Annotated in this window: 26 protein-coding genes; 10 read left to right on the top strand and 16 right to left on the bottom strand. The window is 71.2% G+C overall.

Going from position 1 to position 24,848, the window contains the following annotated elements; all coding sequences use genetic code 11:
• Nucleotides 1–374 precede the first annotated feature (374 nt).
• Nucleotides 375–1,016: a DNA-3-methyladenine glycosylase gene (locus ACQKM2_RS34400; RefSeq protein ID WP_427716850.1), complete on the bottom strand. Its 642-nt coding sequence runs from the start codon at nt 1,014–1,016 to the stop codon at nt 375–377.
• 102 nt (nt 1,017–1,118) lie between these two features.
• Here ACQKM2_RS34400 and ACQKM2_RS34405 point away from each other — a divergent pair, with 102 nt between their 5' ends.
• The 3 genes from ACQKM2_RS34405 (at nt 1,119) to ACQKM2_RS34415 (ending at nt 3,131) form a co-directional block, all read left to right on the top strand.
• Nucleotides 1,119–1,901 carry a sporulation protein gene (locus tag ACQKM2_RS34405; RefSeq protein ID WP_427716852.1) on the top strand — a complete coding sequence of 261 codons (783 nt, stop codon included), beginning with the start codon at nt 1,119–1,121 and terminating at the stop codon, nt 1,899–1,901.
• Nucleotides 1,902–1,941: 40 nt separating this feature from the next.
• Nucleotides 1,942–2,478 carry a YbhB/YbcL family Raf kinase inhibitor-like protein gene (locus ACQKM2_RS34410; RefSeq protein WP_427716854.1) on the top strand — a complete coding sequence of 179 codons (537 nt, stop codon included), beginning with the start codon at nt 1,942–1,944 and terminating at the stop codon, nt 2,476–2,478.
• A gap of 149 nt (nt 2,479–2,627) precedes the next feature.
• Nucleotides 2,628–3,131 carry an HNH endonuclease gene (locus ACQKM2_RS34415; protein WP_042800736.1) on the top strand — a complete coding sequence of 168 codons (504 nt, stop codon included), beginning with the start codon at nt 2,628–2,630 and terminating at the stop codon, nt 3,129–3,131.
• A 48-nt stretch (nt 3,132–3,179) separates the two neighbouring features.
• On the opposite strand, the gene ACQKM2_RS34420 is transcribed toward ACQKM2_RS34415, so the two are convergent.
• From ACQKM2_RS34420 to ACQKM2_RS34435, 4 genes are all read right to left on the bottom strand, one after another.
• Nucleotides 3,180–3,950: a sulfite exporter TauE/SafE family protein gene (locus ACQKM2_RS34420; protein ID WP_427716908.1), complete on the bottom strand. Its 771-nt coding sequence runs from the start codon at nt 3,948–3,950 to the stop codon at nt 3,180–3,182.
• Nucleotides 3,951–4,046: 96 nt separating this feature from the next.
• A complete protein-coding gene (locus tag ACQKM2_RS34425; RefSeq protein ID WP_427716856.1) occupies nt 4,047–5,021 on the bottom strand; it encodes an SPFH domain-containing protein in 975 nt (324 codons plus the stop codon).
• 84 nt (nt 5,022–5,105) lie between these two features.
• Nucleotides 5,106–5,534: an NfeD family protein gene (locus ACQKM2_RS34430; protein ID WP_427716857.1), complete on the bottom strand. Its 429-nt coding sequence runs from the start codon at nt 5,532–5,534 to the stop codon at nt 5,106–5,108.
• Between the two features lie 77 nt (nt 5,535–5,611).
• Entirely contained in the window at nt 5,612–6,412 is an 801-nt protein-coding gene (locus ACQKM2_RS34435; RefSeq protein ID WP_427716859.1) for an ABC transporter ATP-binding protein, read from the bottom strand.
• Between the two features lie 135 nt (nt 6,413–6,547).
• Here ACQKM2_RS34435 and ACQKM2_RS34440 point away from each other — a divergent pair, with 135 nt between their 5' ends.
• A complete protein-coding gene (locus tag ACQKM2_RS34440; protein WP_427716860.1) occupies nt 6,548–7,321 on the top strand; it encodes a hypothetical protein in 774 nt (257 codons plus the stop codon).
• A 112-nt stretch (nt 7,322–7,433) separates the two neighbouring features.
• Here the strand turns inward: ACQKM2_RS34440 and ACQKM2_RS34445 are convergent, their stop codons facing one another.
• The 3 genes from ACQKM2_RS34445 to ACQKM2_RS34455 form a co-directional block, all read right to left on the bottom strand.
• The gene (locus ACQKM2_RS34445) at nt 7,434–7,679 is read right to left on the bottom strand and encodes a chaplin (protein WP_042803098.1); all 246 of its coding nucleotides are present in this window, start codon (nt 7,677–7,679) and stop codon (nt 7,434–7,436) included.
• Between the two features lie 138 nt (nt 7,680–7,817).
• Complete coding sequence (locus tag ACQKM2_RS34450) at nt 7,818–8,477, bottom strand: response regulator (protein WP_427716861.1); 660 nt, start codon at nt 8,475–8,477, stop codon at nt 7,818–7,820.
• On the bottom strand, nt 8,470–9,606 hold the full coding sequence (locus ACQKM2_RS34455) for a GAF domain-containing sensor histidine kinase (protein ID WP_427716863.1): 1,137 nt from the start codon (nt 9,604–9,606) through the stop codon (nt 8,470–8,472). The genes ACQKM2_RS34450 and ACQKM2_RS34455 overlap by 8 nt, the downstream gene beginning before the upstream one ends.
• Nucleotides 9,607–10,078: 472 nt before the next feature.
• Between ACQKM2_RS34455 and ACQKM2_RS34460 the strand changes: the two genes are divergently transcribed.
• Nucleotides 10,079–10,717 (top strand): transglycosylase SLT domain-containing protein, encoded by a 639-nt coding sequence (locus ACQKM2_RS34460; protein WP_427716865.1) that lies wholly within the window; start codon nt 10,079–10,081, stop codon nt 10,715–10,717.
• A 97-nt stretch (nt 10,718–10,814) separates the two neighbouring features.
• Here ACQKM2_RS34460 and ACQKM2_RS34465 read toward each other — a convergent pair whose 3' ends face one another.
• Nucleotides 10,815–13,319 carry an FHA domain-containing protein gene (locus ACQKM2_RS34465; protein WP_427716867.1) on the bottom strand — a complete coding sequence of 835 codons (2,505 nt, stop codon included), beginning with the start codon at nt 13,317–13,319 and terminating at the stop codon, nt 10,815–10,817.
• Nucleotides 13,320–13,641: 322 nt separating this feature from the next.
• On the opposite strand from ACQKM2_RS34465, the gene serB reads away from it, so the two are divergent.
• Nucleotides 13,642–14,841 (top strand): phosphoserine phosphatase SerB, encoded by a 1,200-nt coding sequence (serB, locus tag ACQKM2_RS34470; RefSeq protein WP_427716868.1) that lies wholly within the window; start codon nt 13,642–13,644, stop codon nt 14,839–14,841.
• 69 nt (nt 14,842–14,910) lie between these two features.
• Here serB and ACQKM2_RS34475 read toward each other — a convergent pair whose 3' ends face one another.
• The 4 genes from ACQKM2_RS34475 to ACQKM2_RS34490 all read right to left on the bottom strand — a co-directional run bounded on the left by ACQKM2_RS34475 (nt 14,911) and on the right by ACQKM2_RS34490 (nt 17,296).
• A complete protein-coding gene (locus tag ACQKM2_RS34475) occupies nt 14,911–15,432 on the bottom strand; it encodes a SixA phosphatase family protein (protein ID WP_427716870.1) in 522 nt (173 codons plus the stop codon).
• Nucleotides 15,433–15,520: 88 nt separating this feature from the next.
• A complete protein-coding gene (locus tag ACQKM2_RS34480; protein ID WP_427716872.1) occupies nt 15,521–15,721 on the bottom strand; it encodes a hypothetical protein in 201 nt (66 codons plus the stop codon).
• A 160-nt stretch (nt 15,722–15,881) separates the two neighbouring features.
• Entirely contained in the window at nt 15,882–16,001 is a 120-nt protein-coding gene (locus ACQKM2_RS34485; protein ID WP_260618654.1) for an SGM_5486 family transporter-associated protein, read from the bottom strand.
• Between the two features lie 5 nt (nt 16,002–16,006).
• Nucleotides 16,007–17,296, bottom strand: a complete 1,290-nt coding sequence (locus ACQKM2_RS34490; protein WP_427716874.1) for a CynX/NimT family MFS transporter — start codon at nt 17,294–17,296, stop codon at nt 16,007–16,009.
• Between the two features lie 120 nt (nt 17,297–17,416).
• Here ACQKM2_RS34490 and ACQKM2_RS34495 point away from each other — a divergent pair, with 120 nt between their 5' ends.
• The gene (locus ACQKM2_RS34495; RefSeq protein ID WP_427716909.1) at nt 17,417–18,094 is read left to right on the top strand and encodes a FadR/GntR family transcriptional regulator; all 678 of its coding nucleotides are present in this window, start codon (nt 17,417–17,419) and stop codon (nt 18,092–18,094) included.
• 15 nt (nt 18,095–18,109) lie between these two features.
• On the opposite strand, the gene ACQKM2_RS34500 is transcribed toward ACQKM2_RS34495, so the two are convergent.
• The 3 genes from ACQKM2_RS34500 to fabG form a co-directional block, all read right to left on the bottom strand.
• Nucleotides 18,110–18,553 carry a hypothetical protein gene (locus tag ACQKM2_RS34500; RefSeq protein WP_427716876.1) on the bottom strand — a complete coding sequence of 148 codons (444 nt, stop codon included), beginning with the start codon at nt 18,551–18,553 and terminating at the stop codon, nt 18,110–18,112.
• Between the two features lie 237 nt (nt 18,554–18,790).
• Nucleotides 18,791–19,561, bottom strand: coding sequence for an enoyl-ACP reductase FabI (gene fabI / locus ACQKM2_RS34505; RefSeq protein WP_007263356.1), 771 nt, complete (start codon nt 19,559–19,561; stop codon nt 18,791–18,793).
• Nucleotides 19,562–19,566: 5 nt separating this feature from the next.
• Nucleotides 19,567–20,286, bottom strand: coding sequence for a 3-oxoacyl-[acyl-carrier-protein] reductase (gene fabG / locus ACQKM2_RS34510; RefSeq protein WP_125819328.1), 720 nt, complete (start codon nt 20,284–20,286; stop codon nt 19,567–19,569).
• 145 nt (nt 20,287–20,431) lie between these two features.
• Between fabG and ACQKM2_RS34515 the strand changes: the two genes are divergently transcribed.
• Genes ACQKM2_RS34515 through tyrS form a run of 3 tightly spaced genes read left to right on the top strand, consistent with a single transcriptional unit; the run spans nt 20,432 to nt 24,709 of the window.
• Nucleotides 20,432–21,994, top strand: a complete 1,563-nt coding sequence (locus ACQKM2_RS34515; protein WP_427716879.1) for a TldD/PmbA family protein — start codon at nt 20,432–20,434, stop codon at nt 21,992–21,994.
• Nucleotides 21,994–23,388 carry a metallopeptidase TldD-related protein gene (locus tag ACQKM2_RS34520; protein WP_427716880.1) on the top strand — a complete coding sequence of 465 codons (1,395 nt, stop codon included), beginning with the start codon at nt 21,994–21,996 and terminating at the stop codon, nt 23,386–23,388. The genes ACQKM2_RS34515 and ACQKM2_RS34520 overlap by 1 nt, the downstream gene beginning before the upstream one ends.
• Nucleotides 23,389–23,440: 52 nt before the next feature.
• On the top strand, nt 23,441–24,709 hold the full coding sequence (tyrS, locus tag ACQKM2_RS34525) for a tyrosine--tRNA ligase (RefSeq protein ID WP_427716882.1): 1,269 nt from the start codon (nt 23,441–23,443) through the stop codon (nt 24,707–24,709).
• The last annotated feature ends 139 nt before the right edge of the window (nt 24,710–24,848 follow it).

The raw sequence follows: 24,848 nt of genomic DNA on the forward strand, positions 1-24,848 counted from the left end.
TCTGGCGTTGATTTTTGGCACGCTGTTGAGTTCTCAAGGAACGGACGCTTCCTTTGTACTCACCCTCTCGGGCTTTCCTCCGGGCTTTCGTTCTTCGTTCTTGCGTTTCCGACTCTATCAGACTCTTTCGTGTCCGATTTCCTCGGCGCTTTCGAGGTCCTGCGCTTTCGCGCTTTCCCTTTCGGCGTGGTCACTACGTTAACGCTTTTCCCTGCCGACTCATAATCGAGCCGGTCGGCAGGGAATTCGGGCATGCCGAATAAGACCCCGCCAGGGGTAAGTCGTAGGTAGTGGTTTGGCCGCTCTGGGGGTCTGCTGAAGACAGCGCCCCGTTCAAGCGGCTCGGGCTACGTTAGGCGTCTCCCAAGATCGAGTCAAGTTGGGCGGCGGCGCGGCGCGTGGGCCCGGTAGGGGCTCACCGTGGGGTCGCCGGTGATCCAGTAGCGGTAGGGGTGGGCCGCGCCGGCGCCGCCGACGCCCGTGCGGGGACCGTTGCCGACCTGGTCGGGCGGGGTGGGGGTGCCGGCCAGGAGGGACAGGGGGGAGTCGGGGCCCGCGCAGAGGTCCGTGCCGTCGAGGGAGCGGTCGACGTCCAGGGCGGTGGCCAGGCGGGCCGGCCCCTTGGCCAGTTCGCGCGGGTATCTGGCTGAAAGTCGACGTTTGGCGGCCAGGTCGGCGCCCACTGTCACCTCCCCCGCGCGCAGCAGTACTCCGCTCGCGTGGCCCGGCGGGCCGCAGACGAGGTTGAGGCTGAACCACATGCCGTAGATGAAGTAGACGTACGCGTGTCCGGGCGGCCCGAACATCGACGCGTTGCGGGCGGTGCGGCCGCGGTAGGCGTGGGAGCCGGGGTCGGCCTCGCCCTCGTACGCCTCCACCTCCGTGATGCGCAGTTCCATCGGGCCGTCCGGGGTACGGCGGACCAGGATCCTGCCGAGCAGGTCGGGGGCCACGGTGAGGACCGGGCGGTCGAAGAAGGACCGGGACAGGGGCGTACGGTCGGGGCGCGCGCTCATCCGGTCGAGCGTAGTGGAACGCGCGTCGCTGCAACCGGGCCCTATGGTTCCGCAGTGGTAAGGGGTCAGTGGATCCGTATATCTGTGTAGGGGAGATAGAGCATGGGCTTCAGGAAGCTGTTCGCGAGCCTGGGTGCCGGCGGTGCTTCGGTGGACACGGTCATCACCGAGCCGAACGTGGTGCCGGGCGGGATCGTCCAGGGCGAGGTGCGGATCCAGGGCGGGTCCGTCGAGCAGCAGATCGAGGGTCTGTCGGTGGGGCTCCAGGCGCGGGTGGAGGTGGAGGGCGGCGACAGCGAGTACAAGCAGGACATCGTCTTCACCAAGCAGCGCCTCGGCGGTGCCTTCAAGGTGCAGCCCGGTGCGCTGCACGTGGTGCCCTTCGGGCTGGAGATCCCGGCCGAGACGCCGGTGACCCACTTCGGCGGCCAGCACCTGCACGGGATGAACATCGGGGTCAGCACGGAGCTGGAGATCGCGCGCGCGGTGGACGCGGGTGACCTGGACGCGATCAACGTGCACCCGGTGCCGGCGCAGCAGGCGATCCTGGACGCCTTCCGGCAGCTGGGCTTCACGTTCCGCAGCGCGGACATGGAGCGCGGGCACATCCGGGGGACCCGGCAGACGCTGCCGTTCTACCAGGAGATCGAGTTCCTGCCGCCGTCGCAGTACCGGGGGCTGAACCAGGTCGAGCTGACCTTCGTCTCGGACGGCCACGAGATGGACGTCGTGCTGGAGATGGACAAGAAGCCGGGGCTGTTCAGCGAGGGCAGCGACACCTACCGCTGCTTCCAGGTGGGTCTGCAGTCGTACCAGGGGACCGACTGGGCGGCGTACCTGAACCAGTGGATCGCCTCGGTCGGTTCGCAGCGCAACTGGTTCTAGGCTCGGGCGGGTACCCCTCATCCGATCCAGGAGGACAGCAGTGGCCGAACAGAACAGGGCCCCCCTTCCGCACGACTTCCACCCCGAGGTGGCGTCCTTCACCGTGACCAGCGAGGACGTCTCGCCCGGTGCCGATCTGCACGCGGCCCAGGTCCTGACGGGCAAGAACCTCTCGCCGGAGCTGAGCTGGGAGGGCTTCCCCGAGGGGACGAAGAGCTTCGCGGTGACGTGCTTCGACCCGGACGCGCCGACGGGCAGCGGGTTCTGGCACTGGGTGCTGTTCGACATCCCGGCGTCGGTGACCTCGCTGCCGGCCGGTGCCGGCAGCGGGGACTTCGAGGGGCTGCCCGAGGGCGCGGTGCACGTGCGCAACGACTACGGCACGCGTGACTTCGGCGGGGCTGCTCCGCCGCGCGGGGAGCGGCACCGGTACGTGTTCACCGTGTACGCGGTGGACCGGGAGGAGCTGGGGACGGACGAGGACTCCTCTCCGGCGTCGGTCGGTTTCCACCTCAGGTTCCACGCGCTGGGCCGTGCCCAGCTGATCGGTGAGTACGAGTCGCCCGCGGCGCGTTGATCGTTCTCCGGCTGTTCGCCCGGTCCTGGTCTAAAGAAGGCCAGGACCGGGCATTTTTATTGCGTTGTCCCGCGTGGCGCGCGCGGCCAGAGTGGTTGCGGGCCTTGCCGCCAGGGTGGTCGCGGGCCTGCACACGGGAGGTGGGCGAGATGCGGGACACGCTGGTACTGAACGCGAGCTTCGAGCCGCTGTCGACGGTGACGCTGAACCGGGCGGTCGTGCTGGTTCTGCAGGACAAGGCCGTCGTCGAACAGTCGCATCCCGAGTTGCGCGTGCGTGCGGCCACCATGGAGCTTCCGATGCCGCGGGTGATCCGGCTGTGCCGGTACGTGCGGGTGCCCTTCCGAAGACATGCTCCCTGGTCACGGCGGGGGGTGCTGGTCAGGGACCAGCACCGGTGCGCGTACTGCGGGAAGCGCGCGACGACCGTGGACCATGTGCTGCCGCGGGCCCAGGGGGGTGGTGACACGTGGCTGAACACGGTGGCCTCCTGTGCCGAGGACAACCACCGCAAGGCGGCGCGGACGCCGGAGGAGGCGGGGATGCCGCTGCTGCGGAAGCCCTTCGTGCCTTCTCCGGCGGACGCGATGCTGCTCGCTCTGGGGGTGGGCGGGGAGGACGCGCTGCCGGAGTGGCTGGCGCGCACCGCGTAGTCCGGCGTCTCCCCGGGCCCGTTGGGCGGCGTATTTCTTCTACGTCGCTCAGCGGAGCAGCAGTTGGACGATGGCCACGATCCCGACCGTCACGATGACGCCGCGCAGGGCGGTCGGGGGGAGCCGGCGGCCGACCTTGGCGCCGATCTGGCCGCCGATGGTGGAGCCGACGGCGATGAGGAGGACGGCCGTCCAGTCGAAGTCGGCGACGAAGAGGAAGAAGACGGCCGCGATGCCGTTGACGAGCGCGGCGATCACGTTCTTGACGGCGTTGATCCGTTGCAGGTCCTCGTGGAGCAGCAGGCCCATCAGGCCGACGTAGAGGACTCCCTGTGCGGCGCCGAAGTAGCCCCCGTAGGCGCTGGAGAGCAGCATGCCGGCCAGGAGCGGTGTGCCTCCGTCCGATCCGCCCGGATCGCGTCCCGCTGCTTCCTGGCGGCGGCGCAGTGTCGCGGCGAGCCGGGGCTGGAGGACGACGAGGAGGAGGGCCAGGCCGATGAGGACGGGCACGATGGTGTCGAAGGAGTCCGACGGCAGGGTCAGGAGCAGGATGGCGCCCGCGAGCCCGCCGACGAGGGAGACGGCGCCGAGGCGCACGATGCGGGCGCGCTGGCCCTGGAGTTCCTTGCGGTAGCCGATGGCTCCGCTGATGGAACCGGGCACCAGGCCGAGGGTGTTGGAGACGTTGGCGGTGACCGGGGGCAGGCCGGTGGCGAGGAGCACCGGGAAGGTGATCAGGGTGCCGGAGCCGACGATGGTGTTGATGGTCCCGGCGCCGATTCCGGCGCCGAAGACCGCGAGCGATTCCCAGATGGACATGGACATGGACGGAGCCATCCCCTTTGTGTGAGTGAGTCGCCTCCCCGCCATGAAGGTCGAGGGGCCTCACCGATCATGCACGAAGGGGAGGTCGCGTCAGTCGATGGGGGGCTGTTCGCGCCGCTCGGCGGGGGCGTCCTGGGCGGGGGTGCCCTTGCCGGGGTTCTGCGGGTTGAAGCCGGTCGGACCGCCGCCGAGGGGGCCGAAGTTGCCCATGGCGCCTGAGAGTCCCTTGAGTGCGTCCCCGATCTCGCTGGGCACGATCCAGAGCTTGTTGGCGTCGCCTTCGGCGATCTTCGGGAGCATCTGGAGGTACTGGTAGGCGAGGAGCTTCTGGTCGGCGTCGCCGGCGTGGATGGACTCGAAGACGGTCCGGATGGCCTGGGCCTCGCCCTCGGCCTTGAGGGCGGCGGCCTTGGCCTCGCCTTCGGCGCGGAGGATGGAGGACTGCTTCTCGCCCTCGGCGCGCAGGATCTCCGACTGGCGGACGCCCTCGGCCTGGAGGATCGCGGCGCGCTTGTCGCGGTCGGCGCGCATCTGCTTCTCCATCGAGTCCTGGATGGAGGTCGGCGGCTCGATGGCCTTCAGCTCGACGCGGTTGACGCGGATGCCCCACTTGCCGGTGGCCTCGTCGAGGACTCCGCGCAGGGCGGCGTTGATCTCCTCGCGGGAGGTGAGGGTCCGCTCCAGGTCCATGCCGCCGATGATGTTGCGCAGGGTGGTGACGGTGAGCTGCTCGATGGCCTGGATGTAGCTGGCCACTTCGTACGTGGCGGCGCGGGCGTCGGTCACCTGGTAGTAGATGACGGTGTCGATGTTGACGACCAGGTTGTCCTGGGTGATGACCGGCTGCGGGGGGAAGGGGACGACCTGTTCACGGAGGTCGATCCGGTTGCGGATGGAGTCGATGAACGGGACGACGATGTTGAGGCCCGCGTTGAGGGTGCGGGTGTAGCGGCCGAACCGCTCGACGATGGCGGCGCTGGCCTGGGGGATCACCTGGATCGTCTTGACCAGGGCGATGAAGACCAGTACCACCAGGATGATCAGGACGATGATGATCGGTTGCATGTGGTTCCCCGTGCCCTTCCGGCTGTCTGTGCTGCCCCGTTGATCGGAGTCTCGCAGACCCCGGGGCCGCGGGTGGGCTGCTTGTCACATGACGACCGCGGTCGCTCCGTCGATGTCGACGACGTCGACGGACTGGCCGGGTTCGAAACTCGTGTCCGAGTCGAGGGTGCGGGCGGACCAGATCTCGCCGGCCAGCTTGATGCGGCCGCCGCTGCCGTCGACCCGTTCGAGGACGACGGCGGATCTGCCCTTCAACGCCTCGATGCCGCTGCGGTGTTGGGGCCGCTGGTCGCGGTGGCGGTTGGCGATCGGCCGTACGACGGCGATCAGCGCGACCGACACGACGACGAAGACCAGGACCTGGGCGACCACTCCCCCGCCGACGGCCGCGGTGACGGCCGCGGCGACCGCGCCGACGGCGAACATGCCGAACTCCGGCAGGGCGGTCAGGACGAGGGGGATGCCCAGTCCGACCGCGCCGATGAGCCACCACACCCATGCGTCGATGTCCACATGGTCATGGTAGGTCGGGCGGGCGCGGCCGGACAGGGCGCGAACGTCGGGGCCTGGCGCCGGGACGGGCGCGAGTCCTAGCGCAGGGGCAGGCCCTGGGCGCTCCAGCGGTCGTGCTCGTTGCGCTCGACGATGAGCGGGAGGCCGAAGCAGAGGGAGAGGTTGCGGGAGGTCAGCTCCAGGTCGATGGGACCGGCGGTGACGACCTTGCCCTGCCGGATCATCAGGACGTGCGTGAAGCCGGGGGCGATCTCCTCGACGTGGTGCGTGACCATGACCATGGACGGGGCCATGGGGTCGCGGGCGAGGCGGCCGAGGCGGCGGACGAGGTCCTCACGGCCGCCGAGGTCGAGGCCGGCGGCGGGCTCGTCGAGGAGGAGCAGCTCGGGGTCGGTCATCAGCGCGCGGGCGATCAGGGTGCGCTTGCGCTCGCCCTCGGAGAGGGTGCCGAACTTGCGGTCGAGGTACTCGCTCATGCCGAGGCGGTCGAGGAACGCGCGGGCGCGCTGCTCGTCGACGTCCTCGTACTCCTCCTGCCAGGTCGCGGTCATGCCGTAGGCGGCGGTGAGCACGGTCTCCAGGACGGTCTGCCGCTTCGGGAGCTTGTCGGCGAGCGCGATGCCGGCGACGCCGATGCGCGGCCGCAGCTCGAAGACGTCGCTGCCGGGCTTGCCGAGGGTGCTGCCGAGGATCGTGGCGGTGCCCTTGGTGGGGTAGAGGTAGCTGGAGGCGAGGTTCAGCAGCGTGGTCTTGCCGGCGCCGTTGGGGCCGAGGATGACCCAGCGCTCCCCCTCCTTGACCGACCAGGAGACCTGGTCCACCAGAGCCCGGCCCTCGCGGACCACGGATACGTCCACCAGCTCCAGAACATCGCTCATGAGCGTGTTGTCACCCCTTGCAGTCACGGTTCTCTGTGCGCGCCTGTAGGCGCGGCCCCAGGGGAAAACCTACGCCACTCCGAGCGGGCTCCGGGCGCCAGGCCGGGTCGGGGGGCGGATCCGTAGAGTGGGGGGATGCTTTTCGAACCACGTTCAGGGCGGCTGGCCGCCTGGGGGAACGCTCTGCTGGCAGGTCTGGTCTCGCCCGACGAGGCGGCGCTGTCGATCGTGGGCGAGGACGCCGTGCACCGGGTCGCCGGGCTGCCGGGCGAGGCGGGGCCGGTGGGGCTCACGCTGGCGCTGGGGCGGCTGCGGGCGCTGGGGGTGACCGGGCTGCGGGTGGCTCTGCCGGTGGCGGGGCATCCGCTGGGGCTGAGCGGGCCGCCGGAGTTCAACGCGCGGGCGCTGGAGGCCGAGGAGGCGGTGGTGTGCGCGGGGGCCGCGCTGGGGCTGGTGCCGGAGGTCACGGAGGCGGGCCCGGCGGGTGACGTGCACGTATCGGTGGTGTGGCACTGCCTGCCGGTGCGGGAGGCCCCGCCGGCGGACGTGCCGTCGCTGGGCGAGGCGGAGCGGGAGCTGGCGGAGGCGCTGCGCGAGGCGACGGTGGTGCTGACCCGGCTGGACGTGGCGGGGTCGGGTCCGGTGGCGGAGGCGGCGCTGTCGGCGTACCGGGCGCGGGCGGAGGCGGGGCGGGACGTGCTGGCGCCCGGGTATCCGGCGCGGGCGGTACGGGTGCTGGCGCTGGCGCAGCGGGTGGACCTGATGGTGTCGCTGGCGTACGAGCGCGGGCACGGGGGCGCGGTGGCGGCCTCGGAGATGGCGGCGCGGGCGGAGGCGCTGCGGCCGGTGGAGCGGGTCGCCCGGCGGGCGCTGGTGGCGGCGTACAACTCGGCGGTGGAACAGCGGTAGCCTCCGGCGGTTCCGGGGGGCGGGGCGGTGCCGCTGCGCGGGGCTCGACGCGCGGATGCGCCGCGGCCCCGCTTCCCGGGGAGAAGGTGGAAGCGGGGCCGCGGGCCGGGGGTCAGGCGTTGACGCCGGTGTTGCCCCAGGCGCCGTTGAGCAGGCCGATCACGCTGACGGTGTTGCCGACCACGTTCACGGGGACGTGCACGGGGACCTGGAGCAGGTTCCCGGAGGCCACGCCGGGCGAGTTCAGGGCCTCGCCCTCCGCGGACGCACCGCCGTGCGCCGAGGAGACACCGGCGCCGGCGGCGACGAGGCCGCCCGCGATCATGGTGACGGCTGCGGCCTTCTTGAAGTTCTTCACGTTCTCGTCCTCCAGTACGTCTGCCGCGACCAGCCGTCGCGGCACGCCATGGAGAACGGCGGCACCCCGGCCGGGATACGCCATGTGGGCTACATACACCCGACCGTATGAATCTCGGATCGGCCCATTACTCCGCGGTCACTCCGCGATGCCGTGCCTGACGGCCCACAGTGCGGCCTGGGTGCGGTCGGAGAGGTCCAGCTTCATCAGGATGTTCGAGACGTGCGTCTTGACCGTCTTCTCCGACAGCACGAGCGTCCTGGCGATCTCCCGGTTGGAGCGGCCGTCGGCGATGAGGCCCAGGACCTCGCGTTCGCGGTCGGTCAGCGAGCCGGGGCGGCCCCCGGGGCCGTTCTGGTCGTCCTGGGCGGCGAGCAGGGCCTCGGCGACCTCCGGCTGGAGCAGGACGTGTCCCGCGTGCACGGAGCGGATGGCTCCGGCCAGGGCGTCGGGGTCGATGTCCTTGTAGAGGTATCCGGCGGCGCCGGCCCGCAGCGCGGGGACGACGGTCCGCTGTTCCGTGAAGCTGGTGACGATCAGGACCCGGGCCGGGTTCTCCAGGTCCCGCAGCCGTCGCAGGGCCTCGATGCCGTCGGTGCCGGGCATCTTGACGTCCATGAGGATGACGTCGGGGCGCAGCTCCTCGGCGCGGGCGGTGCCCTCCGCCCCGTCGGCGGCCTCTCCGACCACCTCGATGTCCTCCTGTACCTCCAGGAAGGTGCGCAGGCCGCGGCGGACCACCTGGTGGTCGTCGACGAGCAGGACGCGGATCCGGCCGCGGCCGTCGGTGTCAGCCACCGGGGACCTCCATCTCGATCGTGGTGCCCTCACCGGGCTCCGAGCGGACCTCCAGCCGGCCTCCGGTGCCGCTCGCCCGGTCCCGCATGGAGACGAGCCCGAGGTGCCGGCCGGCCTGGCGGACGGTGGAGGGGGAGAAGCCCCGGCCCCAGTCCCGGACGCGCAGGACGGCACCGCCCGCGGGGGTGCGGGCGAGGGTGACCTCGACGCGGTCCGCGCCGGAGTGCCGCAGGGCGTTGTGCAGGGCCTCCTGGGCGACCCGCAGCAGGGCCTCCTCCTGGGCGGCGGGCAGGGCCCGTACGCCGTCACAGGTGAAGGTGACGCGCGCGGTGTGGGCGCGGTCGAGTACGCGGACGTGGTCGCGCAGGGTGTGGACGAGGCCGTCCTCGTCCAGGGCGGCGGGCCGCAGCTCGGTCACGGCGGCGCGGAGCTCGTCGGCGGCCTCCGCGGCGAGCGCGGCGACCTGCTGGAGCTCCCCCTTGGCCCGGGCCGGGTCGCGGTCCACGAGGGCGGCGGCGGCCTGGGCGGTCAGGCGCAGGGAGAACAGCTTCTGGCTGACGGCGTCGTGCAGCTCGTGGGCGAGCCGGGAGCGCTCCTCGGCGATGGTCAGCTCGCGGCTGCGCTCGTAGAGGCGGGCGTTGGTGAGGGCTATGGCCGCGTGCTGGGCGAGGAGGGAGAGGAGGGCCTCGTCCTCGTCGGTGAAGCCGCCGGGGCCGTTCTTGTTGGCGAGGAAGAGGGCGCCGAGGTTCTCCTCCCCGTCCCTGATGGGCAGGCCGAGGAAGCCGGACATGTCGGGGTGGGCGGCGGGCCAGCCCCCGAAGCGCGGGTCCTTCCGCACGTCCTCCAGCCGCTCGGGGGTCTCCTCGTGGAGCATCGCGGCGAGGATTCCGTGCTGGCGGGGCAGCGGGCCGATGCGGCGCCACTGCTCCTCGCTGATGCCGTCCACGACGAACTGGGCGAAGCCCCCGTGGTCGTCGGGGACGCCGAGGGCGGCGTACTCGGCGTCCAGCAGTTCGCGGGCGGAGGCGACGATCGTGCGCAGGACGTCGTGGACCTCCAGCCGCCGGCTCATGGCGAGCAGGGCGGTGCTGACGGCCGCCAGTCCTCCCGTAGCGGGTCCGTTGTGCATGGGCTCACCGTACCGGCGGCCCTGACCTGCGGGATCGGGCTTCGGGTGTAGGTCCTGGGACCTGGGGCGTACGGCCCGGGGAGGGGGCTGGGGGGCGGGGCCTGCGCCCTGGGGATGAGGTCCGGCGGAGATCGTCTCGTCCGGAAGGCGGAGTTCGGTCACGCATTGAATTGCGGCAGCAACTGCGGGTGAGACCGTTACGTGCCCGATGTGAGCCCCGGCATAGGACGCACATCACTTACGAAGCCGCGTAGTGGACGCATAAAGGCGCCGTCAGTGCTGCTGCGCCTAGCGGCGGGGGTGGAAATCCGGCGCCCGCCGGGGGCCGTGATCCACTAACCGGGATCGTACGTCACACCTTTGCCAGGGCATTTTGCCGCCGCTAAGAATGGCTGCCGTCGCACAGCGCCGCGGATCCCGGATCCGAGCGGCGCTTTCCTGCGGCCCCCGCTATTCGAAGAGGTTGCCCCGCATGTCTGCTTCCAGCACGCCCGGTCACTATCGTCTGACGAAGGCACACAAGCTGTCGATCGCCGGTGTCGCCACCCTCGGTGCCGCCGCCCTCGCCTTCTCCCTCGTCCCCGCCGGTACCGAGACCGCTCAGGCTCAGACGTTCGAGGCCGCTCCGGTCGCCTGGACCCAGTCCGTGCAGAAGCACGTGGGCGCCCAGCAGGCCGTCGCCGACCAGAAGGCCAAGGACGCGGCGAAGGCCGAGGCCGAGGCGCAGGCGAAGAAGGACCGCGAGGCCAAGGAGGCCGCCAGCCGTTCCGCGGCCCGCACGCCGGTCTTCGCGAACAACCTCGACGGCTGGATCAAGGAAGCCCTCTTCATCATGAAGCGCGAGGGCATTCCGGGCACCTACTCCGGCATCCACCGCAACATCATGCGCGAGTCGAGCGGCAACCCCAAGGCGATCAACCTGTGGGACATCAACGCGAAGAACGGCATCCCGTCGAAGGGCCTGCTCCAGGTCATCCAGCCGACCTTCAACACGTACCACGTCAAGGGCACCAAGTTCGACCTGTACGACCCGGTCGCGAACATCGTCGCCGCGTGCAACTACGCCGCCGACCGCTACGGCTCGATGGACAACGTGAACAGCGCCTACTAGGCACCGCACGCCCCCCATGCGCCTCAGGGCGGCCCCCGGACTTCCGGGGGCCGCCCTGAGGCGTTTCACGCGTGCGCGGTCCCGGCGGACCCGCCCGCTACTTGCGCATGACCTCGGGCTCGTGGCGGCGCAGCAGGCGCGCCACGGCGAAGCCGCAGATCACGCCGAGCGCCAGCAGGACGAAGACGTCCATGAACCACTGGCCGGCGGTGTGGTCCCACAGCGGGTCGGTGTTGGTGGGGTTCTGCGGGTCCCAGGGCGCCATGAGCTTGCCCAGGTTCAGGGTGGTGCCGGCGGCGCCGATGGCCCAGCGGGACGGCATCAGGTAGGCGAACTGCTCCAGGCCGATCTTGTCGTACAGCTGGAACAGGATGCCGGTGAAGACGACCTGGACGATCGCGAACATGACGAGCAGCGGCATGGTCTTCTCGGCGGTCTTCACCAGCGAGGAGATCACGAGGCCGAACATCATCGCGGTGAAGCCGAGCGCGGTCACCGAGATGCAGAGCTCGACGGCCGGGTTCATGAAGAGGCCCTCGGCGGGCAGCTTGCGCGGGGTGAAGGCGATGGCGCAGATGATCACGCCCTGGAGGGCGGTGATCACACCGAGGACGATCACCTTGGACATGAGGTACGCGGACCGGGACAGGCCGGTCGCGCGCTCACGCTCGTAGATGACGCGTTCCTTGATCAGCTCACGGACCGAGTTGGCCGCTCCCGAGAAGCACATGCCGACCGCGAGGATCAGCATGATCGTGCCCGCGTCGCCGTTGAAGCGCGACGGCGGGGTCGGCGGGGCGAGGCCGAACTTCGCGGGGATCACGATCGAGACGACGCCCAGGACGGCCGGCATCAGCACCATCAGGGCGAGGAAGCCGACGTCGGAGACGATCACCGAGACGTAGCGGCGCATCAGCGTCCACAGCTGCGAGCCCCAGCCCTGCGGCTTCGGCGGGATCATCTGCTGCGGCGCCATCGCGACCTGCTGCGGGGCGACCGCGTCGAGGTCGGCGGCGTACAGCTGGTAGTGCTGCGAGCCCTTCCAGCGGCCGGCCCAGTCGTAGTCGCGGTAGTTCTCGAAGGCGGAGAACACGTCGGCCCAGGTGGTGTAGCCGAAGAAGTTCAGCGCCTCGTCCGGCGGGCCGAAGTAGGCGACGGACCCGCCCGGGGCCATGACGAGCAGCTTGTCGCACAGCCCCAGCTCGGCCACGGAGTGGGTGACGACGAGGACGGTGCGGCCGTCGTCGGCGAGGCCGCGCAGCAGCTGCATGACGTCGCGGTCCATGCCGGGGTCGAGGCCGGAGGTCGGCTCGTCCAGGAAGATCAGCGACGGCTTGGTGAGCAGCTCCAGGGCCACGGACACGCGCTTGCGCTGACCACCCGAGAGCGAGGTGATCTTCTTGTCCTTGTGGATGTCGAGCTTGAGCTCGCGCAGCACCTCGTCGATGCGGGCGGAGCGCTCGGACTCGGCGGTGTCGCCCGGGAAGCGGAGCTTGGCCGCGTACTTCAGGGCGGTCGAGACCTTCAGCTCCTTGTGCAGGATGTCGTCCTGCGGGACCAGGCCGATGCGCTGGCGGAGCTCCGCGAACTGCTTGTACAGGTTGCGGTTGTCGTAGAGGACGTCACCCTGGTCGGCGGGCCGGTAGCCGGTGAGCGCCTTCAGGAGCGTCGACTTGCCGGAGCCGGAGGGGCCGATGACGCCGATGAGCGACTTCTCCGGGACGCCGAAGGTGACGTCCTTGAGGATCTGCTTGCCGCCGTCGACGGTGACCGTGAGGTGGCGGGCCGAGAAGGAGACGTCACCGGTGTCGACGAACTCCTCGAGCCGGTCACCGACGATCTTGAACGTCGAGTGGCCGACGCCGACGATGTCGTTCGGGCCGAGCAGCGCGGTGCCGGACTTGGGCAGCGGCTGGCCGTTGACGTAGGTGCCGTTGTGGCTGCCGAGGTCGTGGATCTCGAAGCGGCCGCCGGTGGAGCGGAACTCCGCGTGGTGGCGCGAGACCTGGAGGTCGGAGACGACGAGCTCGTTCTCCAGGGCACGGCCGATGCGCATGACGCGGCCGACGGCGATCTGGTGGAACGTCGTCGGGCTGCGGTGGTCGCCGGCGTACCCGGGGGCCGCGGCGGCCTGCTGCGCGGGAATGCCGCCACCGGCGCCGCCGCCCTGCTGCTGCGGCACGTACGGCTGCTGCTGCTGCGGCTGCTGGTCCCAGGCGGGCTGCTGCTGCGGCTGCTGGGCCGGGGCCTGGCCCTGGGCCTGGTACGCCTGCTGCTGCGCCGGGGCCTGATAGGCCGGCTGCTGCGCCTGCGCGGCGCTCGGATTCAGCCGCGGGCCGTCGGTGGCGTTGCCCAGGTGCACCGGCGTGCCGGGCACGAGCTCCGTCTGCTGGACCCGCGCGCCGTGCACGTAGGTGCCGTTGGTGCTGCCGTGGTCCTCGAGGGCCCAACTCCGGCCGTTCCAGCTGATGGTGGCGTGCCGCCACGACACCCTGGCGTCATCGATCACCACGTCTCCCTGGGGATCGCGCCCCAGCGAGTACGACCTGGACGGATCGAGCGTCCAGGTCCTTCCGTTCAATTCCAGTACGAGTTCCGGCACTCCAGCCCCACTTAAGGTCCCCCGAGAATCCCCCTGGCGTCCAGGGAGAACGACGTCAGGGAGTCTAGGGATGGCGAACATCCGGTGGAACTATTTCAGGCCTGCGGCCACATGTGGAATCGGGGCCTTCCGCGGGGCTCCGGGGGCGGTTACCGGCCGGGTCGAATGCACCCGGAGAGTGCGATACGGGACTTCTCGCCTCCCCGGCTTCTTCACGGGCCGTACCCCTTTCCTCCTTCTCCCCCGGCTCCGCGGCGCGGCGCGTCTGAAAGGTGGGACGGGGATCCGGCGGCGGGGGGCAGGAGGATACGGTGTGGGCACCATGAGCGCTTCGCAGACCTCCGACGTCCCCACCCTCCTCGTCAAGATCTTCGGCAAGGACCGTCCCGGGATCACCGCCGGGCTGTTCGACACCCTCGCCGCCTACTCCGTCGATGTCGTCGACATCGAGCAGGTCGTCACCCGCGGCCGCATCGTCCTGTGCGCCCTCGTCACCAAGCCCGCCGCCGGCTCCGAGGGCGAGCTGCGCGCCACCGTGCACAGCTGGGCCGAGTCGCTCAGGCTGCAGGCGGAGATCATCTCCGGTACCGGTGACAACCGGCCGCGCGGCAGCGGCCGCTCCCACGTCACCGTCCTCGGGCACCCGCTCACCGCCGAGTCCACCGCCACCATCGCCGCCCGGATCACCGCGACCGGCGGAAACATCGACCGTATCTTCCGGCTCGCCAAGTACCCGGTGACGGCGGTCGAGTTCGCCGTCTCCGGCGTCGAGACCGAGCCGCTGCGCACCGCCCTGGCCACCACCGCCGCGCAGATCGGCGTGGACGTGGCCGTGGTCTCGGCCGGGCTGCACCGCCGGGCGCAGCGGCTGGTGGTCATGGACGTGGACTCGACCCTGATCCAGGACGAGGTCATCGAGCTCTTCGCCGCGCACGCCGGCTGCGAGGCCGAGGTCGCCGAGGTGACCGAGCGGGCCATGCGCGGCGAGCTGGACTTCGAGCAGTCCCTGCACGCCCGGGTCGCCCTGCTGGCGGGGCTGGACGCGTCGGTGGTGGACAAGGTCCGTTCCGAGGTGCGGCTGACGCCGGGCGCGCGGACCCTGATCCGGACGCTGAAGATGCTGGGCTACCAGGTGGGCGTGGTGTCCGGCGGGTTCACGCAGGTCACGGACGACCTGCGGGAGCGGCTGGGGCTGGACTTCGCCTCGGCGAACACCCTGGAGATCGTCGACGGGAAGCTGACCGGCAAGGTCACCGGGGAGATCGTGGACCGGGCGGGCAAGGCCCGGCTGCTGCGCCGCTTCGCCGGGGAGGCCGGGGTGCCGCTGTCGCAGACGGTGGCGATCGGTGACGGGGCCAACGACCTGGACATGCTGAACGCGGCCGGGCTGGGCGTGGCCTTCAACGCCAAGCCGGTGGTCCGCGAGGCCGCGCACACCGCCGTGAACGTCCCGTTCCTGGACGCCGTGCTGTACCTGCTCGGCGTCACCCGGGAGGAAGTGGAAGCGGCCGACCTGGCCTGACCCCGTACGTACGCACGCACGTACCGCGCCCGGCCGGGTCCTTCCGGCCGGGCGCGCGGCGTCGCGGGCTCAGTGCTCCTTGGGCGTCCAGTAGTCCAGCATGGTGCACACGCCGGGTTCGAGGGACTTCCAGGAGCCGGTGAAGGAGACGATGGCCAGCGCGGCGGTCGGGAAGCCCGTGCGGGTCATCCGGGCCAGGGTGTCGCCCTCGGAGCGTCCGGACAGGACGTCGGCGAGGGCGTGCATGCCGGGGTTGTGGCCGATGACGAGGAGGTCGGAGACCTCGTCGGGGGTCTCGTTGAGCAGGGCGATGAGCTCGCCGGGCGACGCCTCGTAGATCCGCTCCTCGTACGAGGTCTTCGGCCGGGACGGGAGTTCCTGGACGGCGAGCTTCCAGGTCTCCCGGGTGCGGGCGGCGGTGGAGCAGAGGGCCAGGTCGAAGGTGATGCCGGTCTCGGCCAGCTTCAGTCCGACGGCGGGCGCGTCCTTGCGGCCGCGTTCCGCCAGCGGGCGGTCGTGGTCGGACACCTGCGGCCAGTCGGCCTTGGCGTGCCGGAGGAGGGCGATCCTGCGGGGTGTGTCGGCGCTCATGGCCCCCAGCTTCGCACGAAACGAGCCACCGGGCGCAGGGTGTTGGAGGGCCTTCCCCCCTCGGTGGGGCGTGCCCGGCGCACGTGGGTCAGCCGACGGCGCGCATCAGCTGGTGGGTGACCTGGACGAGCGCGGAGCCCTCTTCGGCGGCGGCGTGCGCCTGGCCGGAGCCGGCGAGGAGGAGCAGGAGGAGGCCGAAGGCGAGCGCGGGCAGGGCCAGCGTCCACCAGTGCAGCCGGGTGTCGGGGGCGGTGGTGCGGGGGGCGGGAAGGTGTGCGGGGGCCGACATGGCCGCCTCCGTGGGTGTGCGGGTGGGACGGGCTCGCTCTCCTTCGAATCTATGGATCCGAAGGGGCGGTTCCCATCCGGGGCGCACCCCACGCGACCCTGAACCTGGCCCCCTAGGGGATGGTGGGGATAGCCCCACCATCCCCTAGGGGGCCTTGGTGTCAGGGGGAGGCGATGGTCGCGATGACGGCGATGACGACGGTCACCAGCAGCATCGCGCCGAGCACGAGGCCGAGCTTCTTGTGGCCGTTCTGGGGGTTGGGTTCGAGTACGGGCGACATGCCGTTCAGTCTCCCATGCCGCATTCGTCCTCGATCGTGCGGTCCCGGCCCGCGAGGATGCCGAGGACGATCTGGGGGACGAGGAGGGCCGCCATCAGGGCCAGCGGGATGTCCCAGCCGCCGCTGTGCTGGTAGAGGGTGCCGATGACCAGGGGGCCGGGGATGGAGATGAGGTAGCCGGTGCTCTGGGCGAAGGCGGAGAGCTTGACGACCCCGGCCGGGGACTTGGCGCGCAGCCCGATCATCGTGATGACGAGGGGGAAGGCGCAGTTGGAGATGCCGAGCAGCAGGGCCCAGGCCCAGGCTCCGGCGGCGGGGGCGAGGTAGAGCCCGAGGTAGCCGGCGAAGCCGAAGAGGCCGAGGACGACGGCGATGGGGCCCTGGTTGCGCATCCGTCCGGCGAGGCCGGGGATGACGAAGGCCAGGGGGACGCCCATGACCATGGTGACGGCGAGCAGGACTCCGGCGGTGGAGGCGGAGACGCCGGCGTCGCGGAAGATCTGCGGGAGCCAGCCCATGGTGACGTAGGCGCCGGTGGCCTGGAGGCCGAAGTAGCAGGCCAGGGCCCATGCGGTGCGGCTGCGGACGACGGAGGGGCCGGCCTCGGCGGTCGCGGTGGCGGGGGCGGCGGCCCTCTCGCGGCGGCCGGCGGCGGCGATCGGAAGCCAGGGCAGTACGGCGGCGGCGGCGAGGACGGCCCAGATCAGCAGGCCGGTGCGCCAGCTGCCGCCGAGGGCGCTGGTGAGGGGGACGGTCGCGGCGGCGGCGAGGGAGGTGCCGGCGGCCAGGGCCATGGAGTAGAGGCCGGTCATGGTGCCGACCCGGTCCGGGAAGTAGCGCTTGACGATCACCGGGAGCAGCACGTTGGTCAGGGCTATGCCGGCCAGGGACAGGGCGCTGGCGGCGAGGAATCCGGCGGCGTTGTCGGCGAAGGGGCGGATCAGCAGGCCGGCGGCGACTGCGGCCATGCCGGCGCAGACGACGGCGGCCGGGCCGAACCGCCGGGAGAGCCGGGGGGCCGTGATGCCGAAGACGGCGAAGCAGAGGGCGGGGACCGAGGTGATGAGCCCGGCGACGGTGCCGCTCATGTGGAGGCCGGTGCGGGCCTCTTCGAAGAGGGCTCCGAGGCTGGTGATGGCGGGCCGCAGGTTGAGGGCGGCCAGCACGATTCCGACGACGAGTACCGGGCCCAGCCACTTGGGGGCGGCGTCGGCGGGGGCGGTGGCGGGCAGGGCGGCGGGGCCGCCGCTCGCGACCGCCGGGCGGCTCATGGTCTGGATGTCTTCGTCGTGCATCCAGCCATCATAGAATCATGGGATGATTGGTTGTCCAGTCTTGAACCGTTCCGCACGGCTCCGTCCGTCGCCGCTCCGTCCGTCGCCGCTCCGGCCGACCCCGAGGGGGATCCACCCGCCATGCCGCTGACCTCGCCCCGGCGATCCGCGCTCGTCGACCAGGTGATCGCCCAGCTGAGGAACCAGATCACGTCCGGCGAGTGGCCGGTCGGGAGCCGGATCCCCACCGAGCCCGAGCTGGTGGAGCTCCTGGGCGTCGCCCGCAACACCGTGCGGGAGGCGGTCCGGGCCCTCGCGCACAACGGGCTCCTGGACATCCGCCAGGGTTCGGGTACGTACGTGCTCGCGACCAGCGAGCTGGCCGGGGTGATGCACCGGCGCTTCGCGGGGGCCGACCCGCGGCACATCGCGGAGCTGCGCTCGACGCTGGAGTCCTCGGCGGCCCGGCTGGCGGCGGAGCGGCGGACCGACCGGGACCTCGTCCAGCTGGACGCGCTGCTGGCGCGGCGCGAGGAGGCGTGGGCGAGCGGGGACGCGGAGCTGTTCGTGGCGGCGGACGTGAGCCTGCACATGGCGGTGGTGACGGCCTCGCACAACGAGGTGCTGATCGAGCTGTACGCGGACCTCGGCGACCTGGTCGCGGACTGGCTGCGGACGGACGTCGGCACCGAGCTGAACCCGGCGGACCACCTGGACCACGCCCGGCTGATCGAGGCGATCCGGCGCGGGGACGGGGACACGGCGGCGGCGGAGGCGGCGGGCTACCCCTTCGTCTGCCTGGGCAAGACCCCGGCCTGATCCACAAGAGGCCCCCTATGGACCTCCGGGGGTGCGCTGGTGGCTCACCCAGGCCGTGCGGACCTCCTTCCAGCAGCGTCCGGTGAGCCGGGTGCGGCCGGCCGGGTCCAGGGGGACGAGGGCGCCGTCGCCGTCGACGTCCCACCAGCGCTCGCACTCGACGTGGAGGCGGAGCAGGTCGGTCTCGGGGTAGCCGTTGTGGCAGGAGGCGACCACCGTGGAGCCGGTGATCTGCGTGTCGCAGTCGGCTCCGAACAGCTCCCGGACGGGGGGCTTCGCGGGCCGTACGGGTGGCTCGGCGGGGATGTCGTCGAAGTTCACGACGGCCCGGCCGGCCGCTTCGGGGCCGGGTACGGGTTCCCGTACGCCGGGCTGGGCGAGGGCCCCGGGGCCCAGGAGGCCGGTCAGGAACACTGAGGTGACCAGCAGCGATACCGCTCGGCTCGGCCTCGCGCGCACCCGTACCTCCTCCCCGGACACGCCGGGAAGATCCCGGCATGGTCATTTTGCAGGCATCTGTCCCGGTTTTCGACTCGGGAAGATCCACCCCGGGCTCGGACATCCGATCGAACACGGCCGTGCGGCGCCCCCTGAGGACCCCTCGGCCGCCCCGGCCGGACAGGGAAAACGGCGATGGCCGCGCCTTCCCGGAGGAAGGCGCGGCCATCGCCGCGGTACGGGTGGGTGGTCCCGGAATCAGGCACCCATCGCGTGCAGGCCGCCGTCCACGTGGACGATCTCGCCGGTGGTCTTCGGGAACCAGTCCGACAGCAGCGCGACGACACCGCGGCCCGTGGGCTCCGGGTCGCTCATGTCCCACTCCAGCATGGAGCGGTGGTTCCAGGTGTCCGCCAGGTCGGAGAAGCCCGGGATGGACTTCGCGGCCATCGAGCCGAGCGGGCCGGCCGAGACCAGGTTGCAGCGGATGTTCTCCTTGCCCAGGTCGCGGGCCAGGTAACGGCTGGTGGCCTCCAGGGCGGCCTTGGCCGGGCCCATCCAGTCGTACTGCGGCCAGGCGAACTGCGCGTCGAAGGTGAGGCCGACGACGGCCGCGCCCTCCGCCGGGAACAGCGGCTTGCAGGCCATCGTCAGCGACTTCAGCGAGAACGCCGAGACGTGCATGGCGGTGGCGACCGACTCGAACGGGGTGTTCAGGAAGTTGCCGCCGAGGGCGTCCTGCGGGGCGAAGCCGATGGAGTGGACGACGCCGTCGAGGCCGCCGAGCTCGTCGCGGACGAGGCCCTCCAGGCGGGCGAGGTGCTCGTCGTTGGTGACGTCGAGCTCGATCACCTTGACCGGCTTGGGCAGCTTCTTGGCGATGCGCTCGGTCAGCGACGGCCGCGGCCAGGCGGTGAGGATGACCTCGGCGCCCTGCTCCTGGGCCAGCCGGGCGGTGTGGAAAGCGATGGAGGACTCCATCAGCACACCCGTGATGAGGATGCGCTTGCCCTCGAGAATTCCGCTCATGGTGATCAGTGACCCATGCCCAATCCGCCGTCAACGGGAATGACGGCTCCGGTGATGTACGCGGCGTCGTCGGACGCCAGGAAGCTGACGGCTGCCGCGATCTCCTCGGGCTGCGCGTAGCGGGCGAGCGGCACGTTCGCCACGATGCCCGCACGCTGCTCGTCGGTGAGCACCTTCGTCATGTCGGTGTCCACGAAGCCGGGGGCGACCACGTTGAAGGTGATGTTGCGGGAGCCCAGCTCACGGGCGAGCGAGCGGGCGAAGCCCACCAGCGCGGCCTTGGAGGCGGCGTAGTTGGCCTGGCCGGCCGAGCCCAGCAGGCCCACGACCGAGGAGATCAGGACGACGCGGCCCTTCTTGGCGCGGAGCATGCCGCGGTTCGCGCGCTTGACCACGCGGAAGGTGCCGGTGAGGTTGGTGTCGACGACGGACGCGAAGTCCTCCTCCGACATCCGCATCAGCAGCGTGTCCTTGGTGATGCCGGCGTTGGCCACCAGCACCTCGACGTTGCCGTGCTTCTCCTCGATCTCCTTGTAGGCCTGCTCCACCTGCTCGGAGTCGGTGATGTCACAGCGCACCGCCAGCACACCGAGCGAGGTGAGCTCCTGCGGGGGCTCGCCCGAACGGTACGTGATGGCGACCTTGTCGCCGGCCTCTGCGAAGGCTCGGGCGATGGCGAGGCCGATGCCCCGGTTTCCTCCGGTGACGAGAACCGAGCGGCTCAACGGATCACCCTTTCGCTAGCGGTCTGATTAGCAAAAACCTATAGGCCGCGCCGGGCATCCGGAGAATCGGGCTCCGACAGGGCCTCGCGATCCGCTCTGTCGAGTCCCTACAGAAAGATGTAGGCACAGCCGCCCCGGGCGCGACATGATCGGGGCGACCGGCCCCGACCCCGGGAGGACTTCCGTGGCCCATTCCATCGACGCGGCTTTCACCGCGCTGCCCCTGCGGGCGCTCGCCGACGCGGCACTCGCCCGGGCCCGCGCGCTGGGCGCCGACCATGCCGACTTCCGGCTGGAGCGGATCCGCAGCGCCTCCTGGCGGCTGCGCGACGCCAAGCCCTCGGGCGGCTCCGACACCACCGACCTCGGTTACGCGGTCCGGGTGGTGCACGGCGGCAGCTGGGGCTTCGCCTCCGGCGTGGACCTGACCATGGACGGCGCCGCCAGGGTGGCCTCGCAGGCCGTGGCCATGGCGAAGCTGTCCGCCCAGGTGATCAAGGCGGCCGGCTCGGACGAGCGGGTGGAGCTGGCCCCGGAGCCGGTGCACGCCGACAAGACCTGGATCTCCGCCTACGACGTCGACCCCTTCGCGGTGCCGGACGCCGAGAAGTCGGCGCTGCTCGCCGACTGGAGCGCGCGGCTGCTCGCGGCCGAGGGCGTGGCGCACGTGGACGCCTCGCTGCTCGCCGTCCACGAGAACAAGTTCTACGCCGACACCGCGGGCACCTCGACCACCCAGCAGCGGGTGCGCGTCCACCCCCAGCTCACCGCGGTCGCCGTCAACGGGACCACCGGCGAGTTCGACTCGATGCGCACGATCGCCCCGCCCGCCGGGCGCGGCTGGGAGTACCTGACCGGCACCGGCTGGGACTGGGACGCCGAGCTGGAGCAGATCCCGGCGCTGCTCGCCGAGAAGATGCGGGCCCCCGGCGTGCGGGCCGGGCGCTACGACCTGGTCGTGGACCCGTCCAACCTGTGGCTCACCATCCACGAGTCCATCGGCCACGCCACCGAGCTCGACCGGGCGCTGGGCTACGAGGCCGCGTACGCGGGAACCTCCTTCGCCACCTTCGACCAGCTGGGCAGGCTCAAGTACGGCTCGTCGATCATGAACGTGACCGGTGACCGCACCGCCGAGCACGGTCTGGCCACCATCGGCTACGACGACGAGGGCGTCGAGGCGCAGAGCTGGGACCTGGTCAAGGACGGCACCCTGGCCGGCTACCAGACCGACCGGCGGATCGCCCGGCTGACCGGCCTCGGCCGCTCCAACGGCTGCGCGTACGCCGACTCCCCCGGGCACGTGCCCGTGCAGCGGATGGCGAACGTCTCGCTCCAGCCGGATCCGGGCGGGCTCTCCACGGAGGACCTGATCGGCGGGGTGGAGCGCGGGATCTACGTGGTCGGCGACCGGTCCTGGTCGATCGACATGCAGCGCTACAACTTCCAGTTCACCGGGCAGCGCTTCTTCCGGATCGAGAACGGCAAGCTGGCCGGACAGCTGCGCGACGTCGCGTACCAGGCCACGACCACCGAGTTCTGGGGCTCCATGGAGAAGGTCGGCGGCCCGCAGACCTACGTCCTGGGCGGCGCCTTCAACTGCGGCAAGGCCCAGCCGGGCCAGGTCGCGGCGGTCTCGCACGGCTGCCCGTCGGCCCTGTTCCGCGACGTGAACATCTTGAACACCACCCAGGAGGCCGGACGCTGATGTCGCCGAACCGCACGAAGCCCCACGAGATCGTCGAGCGGGCCCTGGAGCTGTCCACCGCCGACGGCTGCGTCGTCATCGCGGACGAGGAGTCCAGCGCCAACCTGCGCTGGGCCGGCAACGCGCTCACCACCAACGGCGTCAGCCGCGGCCGGACGCTGACGGTCATCGCCACCGTCGACGGCAGGGAGGGCACGGCCTCGGGGGTCGTCTCGCGCTCCGCCGTCACCGCCGCCGACCTGGAGCCCCTGGTCCGGGCCGCCGAGGCCGCCGCGCGGGCGGGCGGTCCCGCCGAGGACGCCCAGCCGCTGGTGACCGGCACCCCGGCCTCCCCGGACTTCACGGACGCGCCGGACGAGACCTCCTCGGCCGTGTTCGCGGACTTCGCCCCGGCCCTCGGCGAGGCCTTCGCCCGGGCCCGGGCGGGCGGCCGCGAGCTGTACGGCTTCGCGAACCACGAGCTGACCTCCACGTACGTCGGCACCTCGACGGGGCTGCGGCTGCGCCACGACCAGCCGAACGGCACCCTGGAGCTCAACGCAAAGTCCCCCGACCGGCTGCGCTCGGCCTGGGCGGGCCGGGCCACCCGGGACTTCAAGGACGTGGACCCGACGGCCCTGGACGCGGAGCTGGCCGTGCGCCTGGGCTGGGCCGAGCGGAAGGTCGAGCTGCCGGCGGGCCGGTACGAGACCCTGCTGCCGCCGACCGCGGTGGCCGACCTGCTGATCTACCAGATGTGGTCGGCGACGGCCCGGGACGCGACGGAGGGCCGGACGGTCTTCTCCAAGCCCGGCGGCGGCACCCGGATCGGGGAGCGGCTGTCGCGGCTGCCGCTGACCCTGCGCAGCGACCCGAACGCGCCGGGCCTGGAGTCCTCGCCGTTCGTGATCGCGCACAGCTCGGGCGACGACGCGTCGGTCTTCGACAACGGCCTGCCGGTCCCGGCGACGGAGTGGATCAAGGAGGGCGAGCTGGCCCGGCTGACCACGACCCGGCACAGCGCCGCGCTGACCGGGCTGCCGCTCGCCCCCTCCTTCGGGAACCTGATCCTGGACGGGGGCGGCGACAAGTCCCTGGACGAGATGGTGGCGGGCACCGAGCGGGGTCTGCTGCTGACCTGCCTCTGGTACATCCGCGAGGTGGACCCGGCCACGCTGCTGCTCACCGGCCTGACCCGGGACGGGGTCTACCTGGTGGAGAACGGGCAGGTCACGGGCGAGGTGAACAACTTCCGGTTCAACGAGTCGCCGGTGGACCTGCTGTCGCGGGCCTCGGAGGCGGGGCGTACCGAGAAGACCCTTCCGAGGGAGTGGGGCGACTGGTTCACCCGGGCCGCGATGCCGCCTGTCCGCATCCCGGACTTCAACATGAGTTCGGTCAGCAAGGGCGTCTGATCCACCTAGACTGAACTCGGCATTTCCACAATTCGTAAGGAGTCGAGAGACCGTGACGGACATCGTCGACGAACTGAAGTGGCGCGGGCTGTTCGCCCAGTCCACGGACGAAGAAGCGCTGCGCAAGGCCTTCGCGGACGGTCCCGTCACGTTCTATTGCGGCTTCGACCCGACCGCGGCCTCGCTGCACGTGGGGCACCTGGTGCAGGTGCTCACCGTGCGCCGGCTCCAGCAGGCCGGCCACCGGCCGCTGGCGCTGGTCGGCGGGGCCACCGGCCAGATCGGTGACCCGCGTCCGACGGCGGAGCGCACCCTGAACGACCCGGAGACGGTCGCGAACTGGGTGAACCGGCTGCGCACGCAGATCGAGCCGTTCCTGTCCTTCGAGGGCGAGAACGCGGCGGTCATGGTGAACAACCTGGACTGGACGGCGGGCCTGTCCGCCATCGAGTTCCTGCGGGACATCGGCAAGCACTTCCGCGTCAACAAGATGCTGACCAAGGACTCGGTCGCCAAGCGGCTCGACTCCGAGCAGGGCATCAGCTACACGGAGTTCAGCTACCAGCTGCTCCAGGGCATGGACTTCCTGGAGCTGTACCGCCGCTACGGCTGCACCCTCCAGCAGGGCGGCTCCGACCAGTGGGGCAACCTGACGGCGGGCCTCGACCTGATCCACCGGGTCGAGCCGACGGCGCACGTGCACGCGATGGCGACCCCGCTGATGGTCAAGGCGGACGGCACCAAGTTCGGCAAGTCCGAGAGCGGCGCCGTGTGGCTGGACCCGGAGATGACCACCCCGTACGCGTTCTACCAGTTCTGGCTGAACGTGGACGACCGGGACATCTCCACCTACATGCGGATCCTGTCCTTCCGGTCCCGTGAGGAGCTGGAGGAGCTGGAGGCGCAGACCGCGGAGCGTCCGCAGATGCGGGCCGCCCAGCGGGCGCTGGCGGAGGAGCTGACCACGCTGGTGCACGGCGCGGACCAGTGCGCGGCCGTGATCGCCGCGTCGAAGGCGCTGTTCGGCCAGGGCGAGCTGGCGGAGCTGGACGAGGCGACGCTGGCCGCGGCCCTGTCCGAGCTGCCGCACGCCCGCGTCACCGAGCTGGCGCAGGTCGTGGACCTGTTCGCGGAGACCGGCCTGGTCGCGAGCAAGTCCGCGGGCCGCCGGACCGTGAAGGAGGGCGGCGCCTACGTGAACAACGTGAAGGTCACCGCCGAGGACGCGGTCCCCGCGCAGGAGGACCTGCTGCACGGGCGCTGGCTGGTGCTGCGCCGCGGCAAGAAGAACCTGGCCGCGGTGGAGGTCACCGGCGCCTGAGGCGTACGGAACACGACGGAGGGGCGGGGGGGGGGGGGGGGGCCCGCCCCCCCCCCCCCCCCCCCCCCCCCCGGAGGGGGTGTGGGGGCCCCCCGGCGCGTTGTTAAATATATAACAAGGCCGCCCAGTCACACCGCGC

The sequence above is a fragment of the Streptomyces sp. NPDC004126 genome (assembly GCF_050275515.1).
Lineage (GTDB): Bacteria > Actinomycetota > Actinomycetes > Streptomycetales > Streptomycetaceae > Streptomyces.